At 53.0% G+C, this 16,315-nt stretch carries 16 protein-coding genes and 1 other RNA gene; 7 read left to right on the plus strand and 10 right to left on the minus strand.

The window, feature by feature from the left end; translation table 11 throughout:
* Positions 1-129: 129 nt before the first annotated feature.
* The 7 genes from ACJJJA_RS21265 to ACJJJA_RS21295 all read right to left on the minus strand — a co-directional run bounded on the left by ACJJJA_RS21265 (position 130) and on the right by ACJJJA_RS21295 (position 9,713).
* Entirely contained in the window at positions 130-1,254 is a 1,125-nt protein-coding gene (locus ACJJJA_RS21265; RefSeq protein ID WP_444903312.1) for a CNNM domain-containing protein, read from the minus strand.
* Positions 1,255-1,507: 253 nt separating this feature from the next.
* The gene (locus ACJJJA_RS21270; RefSeq protein ID WP_444903313.1) at positions 1,508-3,559 is read right to left on the minus strand and encodes an alpha/beta hydrolase family protein; all 2,052 of its coding nucleotides are present in this window, start codon (positions 3,557-3,559) and stop codon (positions 1,508-1,510) included.
* A 428-nt stretch (positions 3,560-3,987) separates the two neighbouring features.
* On the minus strand, positions 3,988-4,953 hold the full coding sequence (locus tag ACJJJA_RS21275) for a rhomboid family intramembrane serine protease (protein ID WP_444903314.1): 966 nt from the start codon (positions 4,951-4,953) through the stop codon (positions 3,988-3,990).
* Positions 4,954-5,089: 136 nt separating this feature from the next.
* Positions 5,090-6,328 (minus strand): UbiH/UbiF/VisC/COQ6 family ubiquinone biosynthesis hydroxylase, encoded by a 1,239-nt coding sequence (locus tag ACJJJA_RS21280; protein ID WP_252083590.1) that lies wholly within the window; start codon positions 6,326-6,328, stop codon positions 5,090-5,092.
* Between the two features lie 80 nt (positions 6,329-6,408).
* On the minus strand, positions 6,409-7,650 hold the full coding sequence (gene ubiH, locus ACJJJA_RS21285) for a 2-octaprenyl-6-methoxyphenyl hydroxylase (RefSeq protein WP_444903315.1): 1,242 nt from the start codon (positions 7,648-7,650) through the stop codon (positions 6,409-6,411).
* A gap of 66 nt (positions 7,651-7,716) precedes the next feature.
* Complete coding sequence (locus ACJJJA_RS21290) at positions 7,717-9,072, minus strand: aminopeptidase P N-terminal domain-containing protein (protein ID WP_444903316.1); 1,356 nt, start codon at positions 9,070-9,072, stop codon at positions 7,717-7,719.
* Positions 9,072-9,713, minus strand: a complete 642-nt coding sequence (locus ACJJJA_RS21295) for a UPF0149 family protein (protein WP_444882995.1) — start codon at positions 9,711-9,713, stop codon at positions 9,072-9,074. The genes ACJJJA_RS21290 and ACJJJA_RS21295 overlap by 1 nt, the downstream gene beginning before the upstream one ends.
* A 120-nt stretch (positions 9,714-9,833) precedes the next feature.
* Here ACJJJA_RS21295 and ACJJJA_RS21300 point away from each other — a divergent pair, with 120 nt between their 5' ends.
* The 4 genes from ACJJJA_RS21300 to ACJJJA_RS21315 all read left to right on the plus strand — a co-directional run bounded on the left by ACJJJA_RS21300 (position 9,834) and on the right by ACJJJA_RS21315 (position 11,226).
* Complete coding sequence (locus ACJJJA_RS21300) at positions 9,834-10,037, plus strand: TIGR02449 family protein (protein WP_152455364.1); 204 nt, start codon at positions 9,834-9,836, stop codon at positions 10,035-10,037.
* The gene (locus ACJJJA_RS21305; protein ID WP_252083593.1) at positions 10,037-10,366 is read left to right on the plus strand and encodes a cell division protein ZapA; all 330 of its coding nucleotides are present in this window, start codon (positions 10,037-10,039) and stop codon (positions 10,364-10,366) included. Before ACJJJA_RS21300 ends, ACJJJA_RS21305 begins: the two co-directional genes overlap by 1 nt.
* A gap of 72 nt (positions 10,367-10,438) precedes the next feature.
* Positions 10,439-10,619, plus strand: a non-coding RNA gene (gene ssrS / locus ACJJJA_RS21310) — 6S RNA.
* Positions 10,620-10,647: 28 nt separating this feature from the next.
* The gene (locus ACJJJA_RS21315; protein ID WP_444882996.1) at positions 10,648-11,226 is read left to right on the plus strand and encodes a 5-formyltetrahydrofolate cyclo-ligase; all 579 of its coding nucleotides are present in this window, start codon (positions 10,648-10,650) and stop codon (positions 11,224-11,226) included.
* Between the two features lie 168 nt (positions 11,227-11,394).
* Here the strand turns inward: ACJJJA_RS21315 and ACJJJA_RS21320 are convergent, their stop codons facing one another.
* Together ACJJJA_RS21320 and ilvA are read right to left on the minus strand one after the other, a co-directional pair.
* Complete coding sequence (locus ACJJJA_RS21320) at positions 11,395-11,532, minus strand: hypothetical protein (RefSeq protein WP_252083595.1); 138 nt, start codon at positions 11,530-11,532, stop codon at positions 11,395-11,397.
* Between the two features lie 245 nt (positions 11,533-11,777).
* Positions 11,778-13,292: a threonine ammonia-lyase, biosynthetic gene (ilvA, locus tag ACJJJA_RS21325; RefSeq protein WP_444903317.1), complete on the minus strand. Its 1,515-nt coding sequence runs from the start codon at positions 13,290-13,292 to the stop codon at positions 11,778-11,780.
* A gap of 216 nt (positions 13,293-13,508) precedes the next feature.
* Between ilvA and rpiA the strand changes: the two genes are divergently transcribed.
* The 3 genes from rpiA to ACJJJA_RS21340 all read left to right on the plus strand — a co-directional run bounded on the left by rpiA (position 13,509) and on the right by ACJJJA_RS21340 (position 15,412).
* A complete protein-coding gene (rpiA, locus tag ACJJJA_RS21330) occupies positions 13,509-14,183 on the plus strand; it encodes a ribose-5-phosphate isomerase RpiA (RefSeq protein WP_252083597.1) in 675 nt (224 codons plus the stop codon).
* A 12-nt stretch (positions 14,184-14,195) separates the two neighbouring features.
* Positions 14,196-14,819 carry a transglycosylase SLT domain-containing protein gene (locus ACJJJA_RS21335; RefSeq protein WP_444903318.1) on the plus strand — a complete coding sequence of 208 codons (624 nt, stop codon included), beginning with the start codon at positions 14,196-14,198 and terminating at the stop codon, positions 14,817-14,819.
* A 212-nt stretch (positions 14,820-15,031) separates the two neighbouring features.
* A complete protein-coding gene (locus ACJJJA_RS21340) occupies positions 15,032-15,412 on the plus strand; it encodes a DUF4168 domain-containing protein (protein ID WP_252083599.1) in 381 nt (126 codons plus the stop codon).
* A gap of 178 nt (positions 15,413-15,590) precedes the next feature.
* On the opposite strand, the gene ACJJJA_RS21345 is transcribed toward ACJJJA_RS21340, so the two are convergent.
* Entirely contained in the window at positions 15,591-15,905 is a 315-nt protein-coding gene (locus ACJJJA_RS21345; RefSeq protein WP_444883000.1) for a helix-turn-helix domain-containing protein, read from the minus strand.
* Positions 15,906-16,315: the final 410 nt, after the last annotated feature.

The following is a 16,315-nucleotide window of genomic DNA, read 5'->3' on the forward strand; positions in this document are numbered from 1 at the left end:
ATGGCCTGCGACATATCTGCACAGAAGCCTAGCAGCCATCGGAATCAAAACCTGTAGAGCCCGCCGGAGGCCGTCAAAGATTCCGCCGGGGCCACCGGCAGGGAAAGCACAAGCTATCAGATGTAGAAATTAGCTATCGCGCCCCTCTCGGCCATCACGACCTTCACCAGCCTCCTCAGTATCCTGCTCCTGCTGCGCAGATTCATCCACCTTGAGACCGTATCTCTTTGAGCGCCAGCGCCACAAGCGCTTGGCCAGCTCCTGGCGATCCGGAGTTTTATCCGCTTCATCGACAATCTCTTCGCCGAGCAGAGTCTCGAGAAGATCTTCAAGGGTAACCACCCCTTCCAGGCTGCCGTATTCATCCAATACCGCACTGATCTGCACCCGGCGCGACAGCATTTTCTGGAAGACCTGATATATAGTGGCGGTTTCCGGCAGCATCAACATTTCGCGGCGGAACTCGGACAATTTACGTTCGCCCTCCCCCTTCGCATAGGCGAGCAGTAGTTCCTGTTTAAGTACAAACCCCACCACACAGTCCTGATCGCGGTTTTCATATACCGGGATACGGGAGAAGCGCCCCCTTTCCACCTCCTCGTAGACCTCAGCCAAAGTGGCGTCCTCGGGCAGGGAAAATACCACAGTGCGCGGCGTCATCACCTCGCGTACAGAATGGTCGCGCAGGGTAAAAAACAGGTTGCGCAGAATACTGGACTCACGCTGCTCCAGCTGGCCCTCGGCCTCCCCGATCTCCGCCATAATCGCAAACTCATCGCGGCTGAAGCCCGTAAGGGTGGGTCCGTGCGATAAGCCCCGTGTGAGCCACTCGGACATTTTCACAAAGGGGTAGAGCAACCACACCAGTCCGCGCAACGCGTAGGCAGTAAATGGAGCCAGCTGACGCCAGTAAACCGCCCCTAGGGTTTTAGGAATAATTTCCGAGAACACCAGAATCAACAAGGTGAGGATTGCGGAGGCAATACCCAGGTACTGGTTGCCAAAAACCGCTGCAGCCTGGGCACCAGCACCAGCGGCACCAGCAGTATGGGCAATAGTGTTCAGGGTAAGGATCGCGGCCAGGGGCGCATTGATATCCCCTTTCAGCTTGCGCAACAGAGGCCCCGCTTTGTGCCCTTCCCTCTCAAGAAGTCTCACATAGGGCGTGGTGACGCTGAGAATGACCGACTCGGCAATCGAGCACAAAAAGGAAAAGCCGAGAGCGATAAAAATATAGGTAATTAAGAGAAACATATATCCCTGGTTACAGCAGAATTAGAGCTGAATTCTTGCGCACTGTCCGTGACACAACAAGCCCAGAAAGCATCAAAGCCGCAATAAAAATGAATTTAACCGGCCAATCTTCCCTTGAGAGTAAGGCATTGGCCAGAAAAGCGTTTTATCCAGGACTTATTGCGTATACCTGGAGCCTCATGCCGTTACCGACAGAGGCTCCAGGACAAACCAAGTGGAGAGAAAGCCAACTCTCTCCAGTTGCCAACGAGCTTTACTTCGTTACATTGGCAGAGGCTTCGGTGCCTCTATTAGGTGCGGCAAAGCGCTCAACCCACTCACGCACCTGTCCGTACCAGTGCAACGAATTATTCGGTTTTAGTACCCAATGGTTTTCATCGGGATAGTAAATCAGGCGCGATTCAACACCGCGCTCTTGCAAAGTGCGAAACAACTCGAAGGATTGGCCAACCGGCACTCTCAGATCGTTTTGACCGTGAATAACCAAGCTCGGCGTCTTGAATTGAGCCGCATAAGTATGCGGTGAAATTGAGGGGTAAATCTCCGGGCTCTGCCAATATTCGCCAAAGCGAATCCCGTGTACCGAAAAATCTGCTGCCAGCATGGAGTAGAGGTTATACACCGGAGCATGAATTACCAGGGCATTAAATGGATGTTCGCGACCCAACAGAATACTCGCCAAATAGCCACCGTAACTGCCTCCCGCTGCCACTAACTGATCCTTGTCTATCCAACTCTGCGATTTAAACCAATCGGCTGCAGCGATGGTGTCGGTATACGGCCGACTGAGCCAGTCTGGATTGATGGAATCTGCAAATGCCTGACCAAACCCGGAGGAGCCATGGAAATTAAACCAGGCGGTAACATAGCCCCAAGAGGCAAAGGTTTGCGCATTCCAGCGAAAATGAAAGGTATCGGTGACGGCATTGTGTGGACCGCCGTGGAGTAACAGCATTAATGGATACTTCTGATTCCGATCAAAGCCCGGTGGATAATGCACCCACATCTGAATATCGGCGCCTTCCGCTCCGGTAAATGTCACCGACTCGTAAGTTCCCAGATCGATATTGGCAAATAAATCATCATTAAAGCTATCCAGCCGCTCCACTCCCCCATTTCTTGCATCAATACTGACCACCCTTGGCGGGTAGAGAAAGCTCTGGTTAATACCTACCAGAGTACCATCACTGGCAACAGACAAATTACTAAAGTCGGTCGAATCGGTGATTACTCTTGGGTCGCCATTACCGACGGGCAGATAGTAAATTCGCCGAGTGCCCTGGTCGTCGACTGCGGCATAGAGACCACCCCCACTGGGTGCCCAAACCATACCATCTGTGGATCTATCCCATTCCTCATGTAAAACAGTGTTCTGCCTAGAGCGCAACCTGTGTACCACCAGGCGGCGCGTATCACCATAAAAACCCGATATAAGCTGGCGATTAAAGGCTAACAAACGGCCATCCGGTGAAAACTTTGGATTGAAGTCTGGCGCCTCATTGGCCAAGGTCAAATTTCTGGCTTTAGGGGAACCGGGCTCCAGCAGGAACACATCGAAGTCTGGGCGAGTACCACTTTTCTTGGAATCGGCCACAATAGCGAGGTGTGACTCGTCGGGCGATACGTCATAACTTTCTGCCCCCTGGATCCAGTTGGGAAGCTCTAAACCCGTCCTCAAAGTCAGATTTTCTACCGCACCGCCTTTGGCTGGGATTCTGAATACATGTGCCTGCCGCTGCTCATCTATCCAGCTATCCCAAAAAGAAAAAGGCAATGCGTTCCAGACATAGGCAGACACCTTTTTCTCTTTTTCTTCCTTAACTCGGTCAGCCATTTCTTCCGGCGCTTTATCCGGCCAAATACGCGAGATAAAATAAAGGTGGTCCCCCACCCACTTTATCGATGAGACACCAGCCGGTACCTCACTCAAACGCACCGCCTCTCCGGGAGCAGCCATAGGCAATATCAAAATTTGCTTGATATCGTCATCACTTCGTTTGCCAATAAAAGCCAAATGTTTACCATCTGGGGAAAATACCGGCTCCGAAACACTGAGCCCAACAGCCGTTAATGGCCTCTGGATATCACCATCAGTAGAGAGCAACCACAAGCGGGTTTCCCCCTTATCCTGTTCAAGATCAAAAGTTGTCACAGGGGCTACTACCTGTTCACCAGAGGGAGAAATCACTGGAGTGCCCACGCGCTTTATTTTCCAAAGCACTTCGGCTGACAAGCGCTGAGCCTCTTCAGCTCCAGCAGCCATTGTTAGTAAAAGCGAGGATATCAGTACGAAAATACATCTCATAAGAGTTCCTTCCTGGATTTATTGATATTTTCGGAGGTATATGGGGAACGCTTAGGGCAAGGCGGCGAGAGAGAAAATACCGACTCTTAATCTCAACATTAACAGTCCATGCCTAATGCTGAGTAACAATGCAGAGAGATATTTTATGCCTTTTATATCAAACGCACCCTGGGGAAGATAGAGTACGCAATTATCCACTGGCCCACTATTCCGACCAGCTCTCAGGCCACTCAGCTCGTCTCAATCAATAAGAAAAAAAAGGTTGAATCAGACCAATTCATTGGAACAAAGATTGGGTACTTTTTGTTAATTTTTCCATCCTGAGCCTGAATTCAGATAAACATTAACGATCCCAATAAGACATTTCGATAACCATAAGAGATCGCACTACGCGATAATGGCTTATCATCTCGCTATATTTAAACTATCTACGCGGAGGCAAATCTTCGCGGACCTCCTAATGCGCTGTACACAAGAGCAATTATTAAGCCACTGAGTAACCCACCGATATGAGCGGCGTTAGCTACCCCAACGCCAGTTAATAGAGTCACAACACCCAGAGCGCACAATAACAGCCACACCAGGGCTACAGTGAGAATTCCTGCAGGTATATCCCGCCACAGAGGCTGAAAACGCTGTAAAACCAAGGCGAAACCGACCAAGGCATAAACGACGCCAGACATACCGCCAAAACGAATCCCAGGCTGCCAAAAATACTGGGCCAGATTGGAGGCGGCGGCGCCGAGCAGCACCAATACAACAAATAAAATACTGCCACCACGGGCCTCTATTGGCCTGCCCAGAATCCAGATCCCCAGGGCATTAAACAGTGCATGGGGCAGGGAGAAGTGCACAACTGCTGGCGTGAATATTCTCCACCATTGCCCCCGCTCCAAATGCCAGACCAGTGAGGATTGTGAAAAAGAGTCCGCAGCATTTGGATCGGGGTAAATTAATAAGCCACTGGATAAATTATTAACCTGTAAAAACCAGCCGAAAAAACACAGCGCAATTAATAAAAGGCTGAGTGGAGTCCTGTCCAACGGAAAACTTGGCAGGACAGAGACCGCATCACTATGTTTTTTACCGGGATTATCCCCTGTATTTCCAGGCTGGCTGTCAGTTGCAGCCGCAGAGGTTTGCCCCCCTTCACTGCCAGGCTCTCGCTCCTCTGGCCTCTGCATTTGTACCTGATCGAGATCCAGCTCACCAGAATCCCAACGCTGCAGTAGAGGCTTAAGCATTTCTGCCAAACCAGCATCCGGGCAGAGTAGTAACTGCTGATTTTTTTCCTCGGTGATACGCAAAGGTAACTGGTGGCGCTGGATAAACCGCGCCAGCGCACCGAGATCCTTGGAGAGGGGGAAACTGTAAACAAAAATCCACTGACTCAATTCGGGAAACCCTTAATTCCGGCTTGTGCTACGGAGGTAAATTATCAGCTGGCAGGCAGGCTGCTCTAACGGTTTTATTGATATACCCATCGGCCAGCTTTGGTCTGGCCGATGGGTAATTTAAGACAGATCCGATTTAAACCGCCATGGCCCGCAAGATAATACGCTTCTTTAGCATGGGACTGGCGTCCACCATACTCAAGCCGGTATTACGCAGCCAGCGCCAGTGCAAATCTCCAGCACCAAACAGGGATTTAAAGGCGCTCATGGCCTTTAATGTCGAGGCATTATCTCCACGGCGGCGGCGTTCATAGCGCGCCAATACCGAGGTATGTGCCGGCTCCAGGCCGCGTGACAAAGCGCGATCTATTTCATCGGTGAGTACGCGTACGTCCTGGAAGCCCAGGTTAACCCCCTGCCCCGCAAGTGGGTGAATACTGTGAGCGGCATCCCCAACCAGCACCGCACCGGGTCCGTGGTAGCGCTCTGCATGGCGCGCGCGCAGGGGGAAAGAGAAACGCTCACTGACGGATTCCACTTTACCGAGGCGGCTCTCAATGGCCTTTTCAAGATTGAGGGCAAACGCCTGGTCATCCAGCATCAGCAATTCACGCGCGAGAGAATCATCTGCCGACCAAACCACGGCACAGTGGTTGTCGTCTCCGAGACCGGCCATCGGCAAGAAGGCCAAGGGGCCGCTTTGCATGAAGCGTTGCCAGGCGGTGTGTCGGTGGGACTTCTCACAGCGGGCTACACAGACCAGAGCGGTCTGGTGGTAATCGGTTTCCTGGCAGCGGATGCGCAATAAATCACGAACCTTGGAACGAGCCCCATCAGCGCCGATCAGCAGGCGTGTTTGCACTATCTCAGCCTGCTCGCGCAAACCTTCGACCCCATCATCAGACTGCTCGCCCCGCGGCTGTAAATGCCAAAGTCCACAGTCGCGCCACCAGCTCTCCAAGCGGAAGCTGTTAACCAGCTCAACATTGGGCAGGGCCTCTAGCCGCGCGCGTAAAGCGGCGACGATAATATTGTTCTCGACGATATGCCCCAGATTGGGCAATTGCACATCGCGGCTGTTAAAGCGCACCGAACCAGTACCATCAGCATCCCAAACGCGCATCTCCACGTAGGGGCAGGCCCGTTGCGCGGAGATATCCTCCCAGGCTCCAACCTCTTCGAGCAACTCACGTGACGCCTGGGTAAGCGCCACAACCCGCGGCTCGTAGCTATCGGATTGCTGCACAGTGGTCTCTGGAGAAGCCTCCAACAGCGCCAAGCGCATATTTGGGTGGCGCACAGCGAGCAGTGCTGCCTGAGCCATACCCACCATTCCCGCGCCGACAATGGCAAAGTCCAAACGGTGTCTATTCATATCTAGCCAATTCCACTGTTGTGCCAAATTTAGCGCCCATCGCGGTGCAACGCTTGAAACCCCGCCATTTTGGCTTGGGGTTAAAGCCCAAATCCTGCCGCCTGCCCGGCAAACTGCTGCCGCAGTGGCGGTACCAGTGTAAGGCCAAGCATCCCCAGTTGGCGTACTACTTGCTGGAAAGGGTTAGCCGAGGAAAACAATGCCGGGATTCGGTCACTGAAACCTACGGTTAACTGCTGGTCGAGCCTTCGGTTTTCCCCATAGGCCGCCAGCCACTCCAGCTGCCCCACTGAGCCACTCTGCACTTGCGACCGCGCCAGTGACTGGGCCAGGGCATAACAATCGCGCAGGGTCAGGTTAAACCCCTGACCCGCCACCGGGTGCAAGAAGTGGGCACAATTACCCAACAAAACCAGGTTACGACGCCACTGCTCACGAGCCAGAGAAAGACTGAGAGGATACCCTTGTAGGGCCCCAGCTCTGATAAATCGACCGGCTCGCCACCCAAATTGCTGTTGCAAGCGCTGCAAGCGCTGCTGCTCTGGCAGCGCACAAACTACATCGGCCTCCTCTTCGGCACAGGCCCAAACCACAGCGGCGCGGTGTACTCCCTCACGACGAGGTAGAGGCAACAGCGCCATGGGGCCGGATGCAGTGAAGCGCTCATAGGCAACGCCATCGTGGTCCCGTTGTAGAGCAACAGTAGTGACCAACGCCCTCTGTTGGTACTTTACTGTGTCAATTTCCATGCCCAGCTGCTTGCACAGCGGTGAATCGACACCGTCAGCAACAACCAACAGGTCACATTTCATTACCTGTTCCGAACCGCCATCCACGGCTGTCCAACACAAGTTAGCGCCCTCATTATCCATCTGCACCGAAGTTACCCGAGCTGGGGAGATAAGCCTGACCGCAGTGTCATTTAGAGCATTGTGCAGGATGGGCCCCAGCGCCGCATTTTCGATGACGGCTCCCAGCATTCCAGCAAAACTGGCCTGCTTCTGTGCGCCTGCAGAGAGGGCCGCGCCAAAGGCATGGCCGCGATCACTCACCTGGATACGTTTGATTGGAGCACTGTACTCCCGCACTGCCGGCCAAAGACCCAGCTGCTCAAACAGCTGCAGACTGCCGGCAGCAATCGCTGTGGCGCGGGTATCAAAGCTGGGCAATTGCACACTCGCTGAGGCATTGGGCAGAGACCTCTGCTCCATTAACTGGACACTGAGGTGAGGACAGAAATGTGCCAGCATCAGTGCCAGACTGGCACCGGCCATACCACCACCAACAATGGCCACATCTACCCGCTCTAGCGGCTCACTCATGGAAACCTCCCCTTACCCAGTGGTCTAAATAGCTCTGCCCACTGAATAATAAAATCTCAAATTAAATTAGCGGGTCAGTAAATCCCGCCCATGGCGCATGGTGTACTCAATGTCTGCCACGGCTTTTGGAGCACCCTCAGACAAAACCCTCACACCTTCGGCAGTGAGCGCGACATCGTCTTCAATACGAATCCCCATACCGCGAAATTCCAGAGGTATGCGATCATCGTTTGCCGGAATATAAATACCGGGCTCTATAGTCATCACCATGCCCGCTTTCAATTGCCGCCAAGCGCCCTGTACCCGATAGTCGCCCACATCGTGGACATCCATACCCAACCAGTGCCCAACACGGTGCATATAAAAACGCTGATAGGCACCCGAATCGATCAGTTCACGAAAGTCTCCTTGCAACAGCCCCAAGTCCAGCAAGCCGCGTGTGATTACCTCAACACTGGCACCATGAGGCTGATCCCAGTGGTTGCCGACACAAACCTGCTCCATTGCTGCCGCCTGCGCCGCCAAGACAATTTCATACACTGCTTTTTGCGCATCACTAAAACGGCCATTGACCGGATAGGTTCGGGTAATATCGGCGACGTACCCCCGGTATTCACAACCCGCATCGACCAATACCAAGTCGCCATCGCGCATCCGTGCCTTATTGCTGCAATAGTGCATAATCAGGGCATTGCGACCGCTGCCGACTATTGTCGGGTAGGCAGTTTCCCGGGCACCAGCATCCATAAAGCTATGTAAGAGAGCCGCCTCCAACTGGTATTCGTAAAGTCCCGGCTGGCAGCGCACCATGGCGCAGTGATGTGCAGCAGCGCTAATTTCCCCTGCACGGGCCATCAAATCCAATTCCCGTTCGCTCTTGAGCAGACGCAGCTCGCGCAACTGATAATCCAGGTCAAGCATTTCCGGCGCCCCCTTGCTGGAGGGCGCCTCCTGTATCGCCTGTAGATAAGCGCGCAGCCGTCGATCCAAATGGGCATAGCGCCCCATAGGGAAGTAAATACGCTCTCGCCCTTCCATTAATCCGGGCAGAATATCGTCGAGGTCGCCGATGGGAAAAGCATCCGAAAGACCAAATTGAGCTACTGCGCGTTCTGGTCCCAGACGTGGCCCATCCCAAAGTTCCTTCTCTTTATCGCGCTCGCGACAAAACAGCAACGTGTCTCCCTGACTGCGGCCGGGTAGAAGCACCAGTAATGATTCCGGCTCATCGAATCCGGTTAAATAGAGAAAGTCGCTGTCCTGTCGAAAAGGAAAGTAGGTATCGCGGGAGCGCAGCTGTTCCCCAGCCGATGAGATGATCGCCAGGCTATCCGGGGCCAACCCCGCCATAAGCCGGGCGCGTCGCAGGGCATATTCCGCCCCGCTAATCAGCGGATCTTTTGCGCTTTCGCTGCCGCTCATCAGTGGACGGTGGGGCCGCTGCCGGAGTGGCTGCCGCGCACTTCGGTAAATATGTTGAGCACCGCAACCCGCACATACTCCTGCAACTCAATTAATTGCTGTTCAGCTTCTTCACTCTCTTCAACGTGATCAGCATCAACTTGGGAGATAGCTCCAATATCTTTGAGCGCCTCTTCACTGGTGGGCTGCATCTTTACTTCTGCTCCACCGATGCCAAACCCGTGTAAAAAACCCTCACACCAGTGCCCCAGGGCCAGAGTGCGGCTGACAATATCTTCATCGTCGCAGAGGAGCAGCTGAAAAGAGAAATCCGATCCACCCAGCTGCTTGCGGCTTTCCTCCGCCAATTGCAATAAGTCCCGATCCAGATCTGCGGGTACCGCCTCAAGGTCGAGTAACTCCGCCAGTTCTTTTTGCCAGCGTTTTTTATCCGGTTCGGCGCCAGCAGCCAACACGCCACAGGTAAAGCCGTGTAACTCACTCGGGTCCACCTGACCACCCGCGGAGAGAATGGCATTGGCGAGCTGCTCAAATCGGTTGTTTTCTGAAGTCATGATTACCGCACAGTTTTTCTTAATCGGGATGGATTCGATGCGCTGCGGTGGCAGCAGCAGGCATGAGAATCGGGGTTCTAAGGACAATTTTGTGATTGTCCACGCAGGTGGAGCGATTGACCCACCATTTCGCCGGCAATATAGTAGCGGAATCCCTCGCAGTCTGTCGTGTTGCGAACTCAGACGTAGACCTCAAACGCAGGAAATATGGATAAGCTGCAAGCGTTAGAAAGCACCGTGGATTCACTGATCGCCCGCTGCCAACAGCTGGCTAATGACAATCGTGAACTGCGCCGGCAGGAAGCCGACTGGCTGCGCGAACGCCAGCGCTTAATTAAAAATAATGAGGCCGCCCGTTCGCGGGTTGAAGCCATGATTAATCGTCTCAAAGGGCTTACGCAAGAATCCTGATGGCAGACTCTGCATTAACTTCTGAAACCGTCACCGTTTCCATTCTCGGCAAAGAGTACCGCGTTGCCTGTGCCGACGGCGAGCGTGCGGGACTACAGGCTTCCGCTCAATTACTTAATGAGCGCATGTCTCGAATCCGAACCACCGGCACCGTTATTGGCGTAGAGCGTATTGCCGTGATGGCCGCGCTCAATATTGCCCACGAACTTATCCAAGCGAAAGCGGAATTAAGCAGTATTCCCCTGCAGAAAGAAATCCTGGAACGGCTTCAAAATAAGATGCAAAACGCCCTGGGGGATACCGACCCAGAAAGCGAGGCCCAGTCATAACTTTGCCAGCAGTGCCGCAAAACATCCCAATTTGCGGTTAACAGCCCCCCTTTCAACAAGTTATAATTAGTACATACCCTGGGGTGTTGGCCAGCAGACTATGTCCTTGAGCCGATAATCTTACCCTGGTGGTTTCCAGCGGGTGCTGGTGTGCAGGTCCGCCATGTAGCGGAAAGCCTTATGTACCCCGGAGACTGCCACCTTGAACCTTACGGTTCAAGGCTCCGTCTACAGCCGCACACTCGGGGTTTCCATTTCTTTTTCTATTACTCCCCCAATTCATGAGCGAAAATAAAACGCAGCTGCGACGGCGTATGCGCGCGGGGCGGAGGCAGCTTAGTGCCTACCAACAGCGTCTGCATGGCCGCTCTGCCATCACTTTGCTGAACCGAATTCCGCAGATGAAGCGCGCCCTCCATATTGGTATTTACTGGCCAATGGATGGTGAGTTAGATGTTCGCCCTCTATTACAACGCTTTCCGAAGAAGCGCTTCTACCTGCCAATACTACCGGTGGAACCACACCCACACCTGGGCTTCAAGCAGTGGAATGGCAGCCCGCTACCTTTTCGAAACCGTTTCGATATTCCTGAGCCAGTGCGAAGCCCCAGCCGGGCCGCAGGCATATTAGACCTAGTGCTGGTACCACTGGTGGCTTTCGATCCCAATGGCGCCCGTCTGGGGATGGGCGCGGGTTTTTATGATCGTACCTTTGAACACAAACAATTGCTGCCCGGTAGTGGACCACTGCTAATTGGCGCCGCCCACCAATTGCAATGTGTGGATCAGCTGCCAACGGATAACTGGGATATTCCTCTCGATATGGTGGTGACAGAGAAGCGTATCTATCGTTGCCGGTAATTCGTGAGCAACAACTCTCTGACAAACATCACATAATGCCAAAGTTTTTGAGCACTCACCGGCCTATAAAAAACTAGCTAGGCGCAAAAGCACAAACAAAAAAGGCCGGACACCATAGGTATCCGGCCTTTTTTGTTGTGCTTGGGCAGAGCGCCCCCCGGCATCAGCCTAACGGGTAACCACTCCCTCTTGCAGAGCAGCTGGCGGTTCTTTTTCCGAGGCAAATACCTCGGTCAAACCACTAGTACTCAGCAGAACGCCCGCGACAAAGACAACCACGGCGATTGTCAGCGCATCGGCTTTCATTGGGACCATCCTGTACGATCAATTTTTTTGTTATATGCGTTTCACCCCGCTTATGACCTAAGCCATAGCAAAAGTTCCACGACAAAAGAAGATACTGAACAATCGTCGGAATAGTAACCGTTTATTGAATAATTTCTGCGTTTTTTGTCGCATTTTTGCTCAAGGGGGTTCGACAAAACTTAAACCCTGGTCTACCCGAAAAGAAAGTGAAGAGATACCTTTCTCGCCATGCCCCCAAATTGGGATCAACTACCCAGAAAGAAGCTGTAAGCGGGATTTTCAGTTTCATCCCAAAATGGAAACTGCAGTTGCTCCAACAGATCCAATAACTCCTCGCGCTCAGAGGGGTCAACCTGCATACCCGCTAGGACCCGGCCGTAAGCGGCACCGTGATTGCGGTAGTGAAACAGGGTGATATTCCAGCGGCCTGCTAATTGCTCGAGAAATTTCCGCAGCGCACCGGGGCGCTCCGGAAACTCAAAGCGGTAGACCACCTCGTGGCACAAGCCCGGAACTCTCCCACCGACTAAATGGCGGATATGTAATTTGGCCATTTCATTATCGGTAAGATCTGTCACGCTATAACCTTTGCGCTCCAACTCTTCTACCAACTGGCTGCGGTCGCTGCCGGCAGAAACCTGCAAGCCGACAAAAATATGCGCCTCACCATCGCCTGCATAACGGTAATTAAATTCGGTGATAGCACGGTCCCCAAGATCGCGACAAAAGCGCAGGTAGCTGCCCGGTCGCTCTTCAATACGCACGGCCAGCACCGCTTCGCGTTTCTCACCAATTTCTGTGCGCTCACTGATATAACGCAGCCGGTCAAAATTAATATTGGCGCCACTACACACCGTCGCCAGAGCCACATTGCGGCCACCACTCTGCTCTGCATATTTTTTTAAGCCGGCCAAGCCTACTGCCCCGGCCGGTTCGGCAATTGAGCGAGTGTCTTCAAAAATATCCTTGATCGCCGCGCAAATTTCATCGGTACTAACCGTGATCACGTCATCCACTGTTTCGCGCAACACACGGAAGGTCTCCTTGCCAATTTGTGCCACCGCAACGCCATCGGCAAACAACCCTACCTGCGGCAAGCAGACACGGTCACCACTCTTCAGGGCCGCTTTAAGACAAGCCGCCTCCTCTGGCTCCACGGCATAGACACGGGTCTCCGGCCTCACATATTTAATGTAAGCCGCCATGCCCGCAGCAAGCCCGCCGCCGCCTACCGGGATAAAAACCGCCTCGAGATTACCCGAATGCTGGCGCAATAACTCCATGGCTACGGTGCCCTGTCCGGCGATCACATCCGGATCGTCATAAGGATGTACAAATACCAAGTCGCGTTCATGCACCAGCTGGCGGGCACGGCCGGCCGCCTCATCAAAAGTATCCCCGTACAGCACCACCTCAGCACCGCGCATACGAACGGCGCTGACCTTAATTTGCGGGGTGGTCTTTGGCATCACAATAGTCGCGCGCACCCCCAATTGTGCGGCACCCATTGCCAACCCCTGGGCATGATTTCCCGCAGAGGCAGCAATTACTCCGCGCGCACGTTGCTCCGGGGGCAGTTGCAGTAACTTGTTATAGGCGCCTCGAATCTTGAAGGAAAAAACCGGCTGCAGGTCTTCCCGCTTGAGCAAAATTCGGTTTCCCAGACGGTGGGACAACTGGCACATTGGCTCCAAAGGCGTCTCAATGGCGACATCGTAAATGCGCGCGTCTAAAATGCGCTTGATATAGGACTTGGGCATGGCGTGTATCAACTGCCGTTGCGGTTAATTTCTGTGCGCGACTCAGGCAAGCGTAGTAGCAGGAGTGGGCGGTCATGGAGCCGCCGCAAGCGCAACACCGGCAGGCCAGTCTAAACCTTGATCAGCATAATTGCCATTTTTTTAGATTTATTGCGCTTTTTTTTATCGAAAGAAATAGATAAAGCAGAAATAATTGCACAGGAAACTATCCAGCGTATGACCCAGGATGAACTGAAGCAGGCTACTGCTCGCGCCGCCATCGACTATATCTCCCCGCGCCTGGAGGCCGATTCCATCGTCGGCGTTGGCACCGGCTCCACAGCCAATTTCTTTATCGACTACCTGGCAGAGATCAAAGGCCAATTTGACGGCACCGTCGCCAGCTCTGAAGCCTCCGCACAGAGACTCAAGGCCCACGGTATCCCGGTCTATGAACTGAATAGCGTGGATGGCATGCAGTTTTATGTGGATGGTGCCGATGAGACTAACCCCGCCCTGGAGCTGATCAAAGGCGGTGGTGCGGCCCTGACCCGCGAGAAAATTGTCGCCGCCTGTGCTGAGGAATTTGTTTGTATTGCCGATGACAGTAAGTGGGTAGAGACTTTGGGCGACTTTCCCCTGCCGGTGGAAGTCATTCCCATGGCCCGTTCGCTGGTAGCCCGCGAGCTGGTAAAGCTGGGGGGAGACCCTGTCTATCGCCAGGGTGTGATTACCGATAATGGCAATGCCATCTTGGATGTGTATAACTTGAAGATTGAGCAACCGAAGGATCTGGAAGACGCAATCAACAATATCACTGGCGTTGTCACTAACGGAATCTTTGCCAAGCGCCCAGCGGATGTGCTGCTGCTCGGCACCAGCTCTGGAGTGAAAACCATCACCGCTGGATAATCTAGAGACATTATGGGAAACAAGAATAAGAAACTGCTGGCGGCACTGTTGGGTGCCGTGACACTGAGCGCGGGCTGTGCCACAAGCCCGCCGAGCAACCTCGATAATATCTGCTCTATTTTTCGTGAGAAGAAGAGCTGGTACCGGGAAGCCAAGGCTGCCGAGGAGAAATGGGGATCACCTGTGGCTGTTATGATGGCCATTCTGCACCAAGAGTCGCGCTTTGTGCATGATGCGCGCCCCCCGCGCACCAAGATCCTCGGCTTTATTCCCGGTCCTCGGCCCTCGGATGCCTATGGCTACGCCCAGGCACTCGGCAACACTTGGCGCGGATATCAACGTTCCAGCTTTAACTATGGCGCCGATCGAGATGATTTTGGCGACGCTATCGATTTTGTTGGCTGGTATAACAATACCAGTGCGCGCCGCTGCCAAATCCGCACTCGCGACGCTTACCACCTCTACCTGGCTTACCACGAGGGGCACGGCGGCTTTAATCGGCGTAGTTTTAAAAATAAAACCTGGCTCAAGAAGGTTTCCCACAAGGTTTCTGCAAAAGCGCAGCGCTACCAGCAACAACTCAACAGCTGTGAGCAGTCTCTGCCAAAACGCAGGAAGTTCCTCGGCCTGTTTTAGCCCTGAGCCACCGCCGATAAAAATTGCTGCGGTGGCGGGGAATGGCGCCACAGCCGCTCTGAAACTGACTACCCTGAAACTAATGTCTCAGAGTTGATTGCCAACGCTTTCAATTACCGATGGATTCCGCAGCAACACCCAGGCATTTGAGCAGTGTGACTGGGTATTGCTCTGTAGAAGCAAAAGCGCCCCCCAACTTTCAGGAGTGCCCAATGAAATTCCCTTTTAAATATCTCGCTCTTTTCGCCTTGTTGCTCACAGTGCCCTTTGCGACCGCCCAGACAGCAACTTCACAGGCCGAGGCCCCAAAAGTCTCCTTCAGTGAACCTCAGCTCAAGCAGTTTGCTGATGCCTATCGCTCAATCGTGATGTTGAGCCGGGAGTATGCCCCCAAGCTCAAGGCCGCTGCAGATATCAAAGAGGCTGAAGCCCTCAACAAGGAAGCGCAGGGCAAGATGGTCGCAGCTATTGAAAAGGCAGGGTTATCAAAGAGTAAATATCAGGAAATTGCCAGCAGTATTAAATCTAATCCTGCCCTACTGGAAAAGGTCAATAAAATACTGCAACAGGGACATAACCAAAAACCGCAGTAATTCCGACACAATATCTCACTGCACCGCCAATCTGCTCAATTAACAAATAATTGGATTTCGTCGCCGGCCACTGGTCGGCGCAACTTTTCAATTGTGCCTACGTGTTTGTGCTAATTCCGGTCAGCTGGTTTTCAGAATAAATAAGATGCTTTATTGGTGAGTATCCGCGAAGAAAAGGCTATTCGATGCTGACTCCCAGCACCCGACAGATCACCGATAAGTTGCTTTTCACCCAATTGCGGTCGAATGAGCCCCAGTCGTGAAGCCGGTAATAGCCATCATTATGGCGTACCCCCTCCTGAATAAACTCCACCTGTGTGCCGTGGCCTGGTAACCCCTTGGCAATAATGTCCTGAACCGTGCGTCGCGGCCACCCGGTAGCCTCTTCCAGGGCTGGATTGTTGGGGCGGGGAATCTGTTCAATCAGATAGGCGATCAACATACGCCGACAAATAGTCGGATTCAGCTGGCTTTCGACGGATGCTGACGGCATCGGGCCACTCCCTCATTGGCATGTTTAGGTTATTCTTATCTTATCTGACTTTTCAGTCTAATTTATAGCCACCCTACGAGACGCTTTATCCAAAAGCTGATCATTGGGTTTGTTGGACCATTTATACTCCCTACGCCTGGAGAAAAACATAGCCAAATACTGGAGGACTTGCTCCTCACGCAAAGAGCGAAGAAAAGTGATATTGCTACGACCACTTACACTCTATCTGATAAGTGGTGGCGATAAATCAATGAACATACGTCTAACTTCGTGGAAAAAGCTGCAATAGCTACAGTTTTCATTAGCGCTCCTTTACCGTGCAGCTCGCCAGAGTTGCCCTTTTCTTACACCCGCTGGGGATAAACCTGACTTTCACGCTCGCTTTGCGCATAATCTCTGCTTGCACGTAA

Source organism: Microbulbifer mixtoriginis (SeqCode) (assembly GCF_052466865.1).

Bases quoted from the DNA above. Each gene is read 5' to 3' on its own strand.
- ACJJJA_RS21305 (WP_252083593.1), top strand. From the start codon at position 10,037: ATGGCAGACTCTGCATTAACTTCTGAAACCGTCACCGTTTCCATTCTC.
- ACJJJA_RS21270 (WP_444903313.1), bottom strand. From the start codon at position 3,559: ATGAGATGTATTTTCGTACTGATATCCTCGCTTTTACTAACAATGGCT.
- ACJJJA_RS21290 (WP_444903316.1), bottom strand. From the start codon at position 9,072: ATGAGCGGCAGCGAAAGCGCAAAAGATCCGCTGATTAGCGGGGCGGAA.
- ilvA (WP_444903317.1), bottom strand. From the start codon at position 13,292: ATGCCCAAGTCCTATATCAAGCGCATTTTAGACGCGCGCATTTACGAT.
- ACJJJA_RS21280 (WP_252083590.1), bottom strand. From the start codon at position 6,328: ATGAATAGACACCGTTTGGACTTTGCCATTGTCGGCGCGGGAATGGTG.
- ACJJJA_RS21335 (WP_444903318.1), top strand. From the start codon at position 14,196: ATGGGAAACAAGAATAAGAAACTGCTGGCGGCACTGTTGGGTGCCGTG.
- ACJJJA_RS21300 (WP_152455364.1), top strand. From the start codon at position 9,834: ATGGATAAGCTGCAAGCGTTAGAAAGCACCGTGGATTCACTGATCGCC.
- ACJJJA_RS21315 (WP_444882996.1), top strand. From the start codon at position 10,648: ATGAGCGAAAATAAAACGCAGCTGCGACGGCGTATGCGCGCGGGGCGG.
- ubiH (WP_444903315.1), bottom strand. From the start codon at position 7,650: ATGAGTGAGCCGCTAGAGCGGGTAGATGTGGCCATTGTTGGTGGTGGT.
- ACJJJA_RS21345 (WP_444883000.1), bottom strand. From the start codon at position 15,905: ATGCCGTCAGCATCCGTCGAAAGCCAGCTGAATCCGACTATTTGTCGG.
- ACJJJA_RS21320 (WP_252083595.1), bottom strand. From the start codon at position 11,532: ATGAAAGCCGATGCGCTGACAATCGCCGTGGTTGTCTTTGTCGCGGGC.
- rpiA (WP_252083597.1), top strand. From the start codon at position 13,509: ATGACCCAGGATGAACTGAAGCAGGCTACTGCTCGCGCCGCCATCGAC.
- ACJJJA_RS21265 (WP_444903312.1), bottom strand. From the start codon at position 1,254: ATGTTTCTCTTAATTACCTATATTTTTATCGCTCTCGGCTTTTCCTTT.
- ACJJJA_RS21340 (WP_252083599.1), top strand. From the start codon at position 15,032: ATGAAATTCCCTTTTAAATATCTCGCTCTTTTCGCCTTGTTGCTCACA.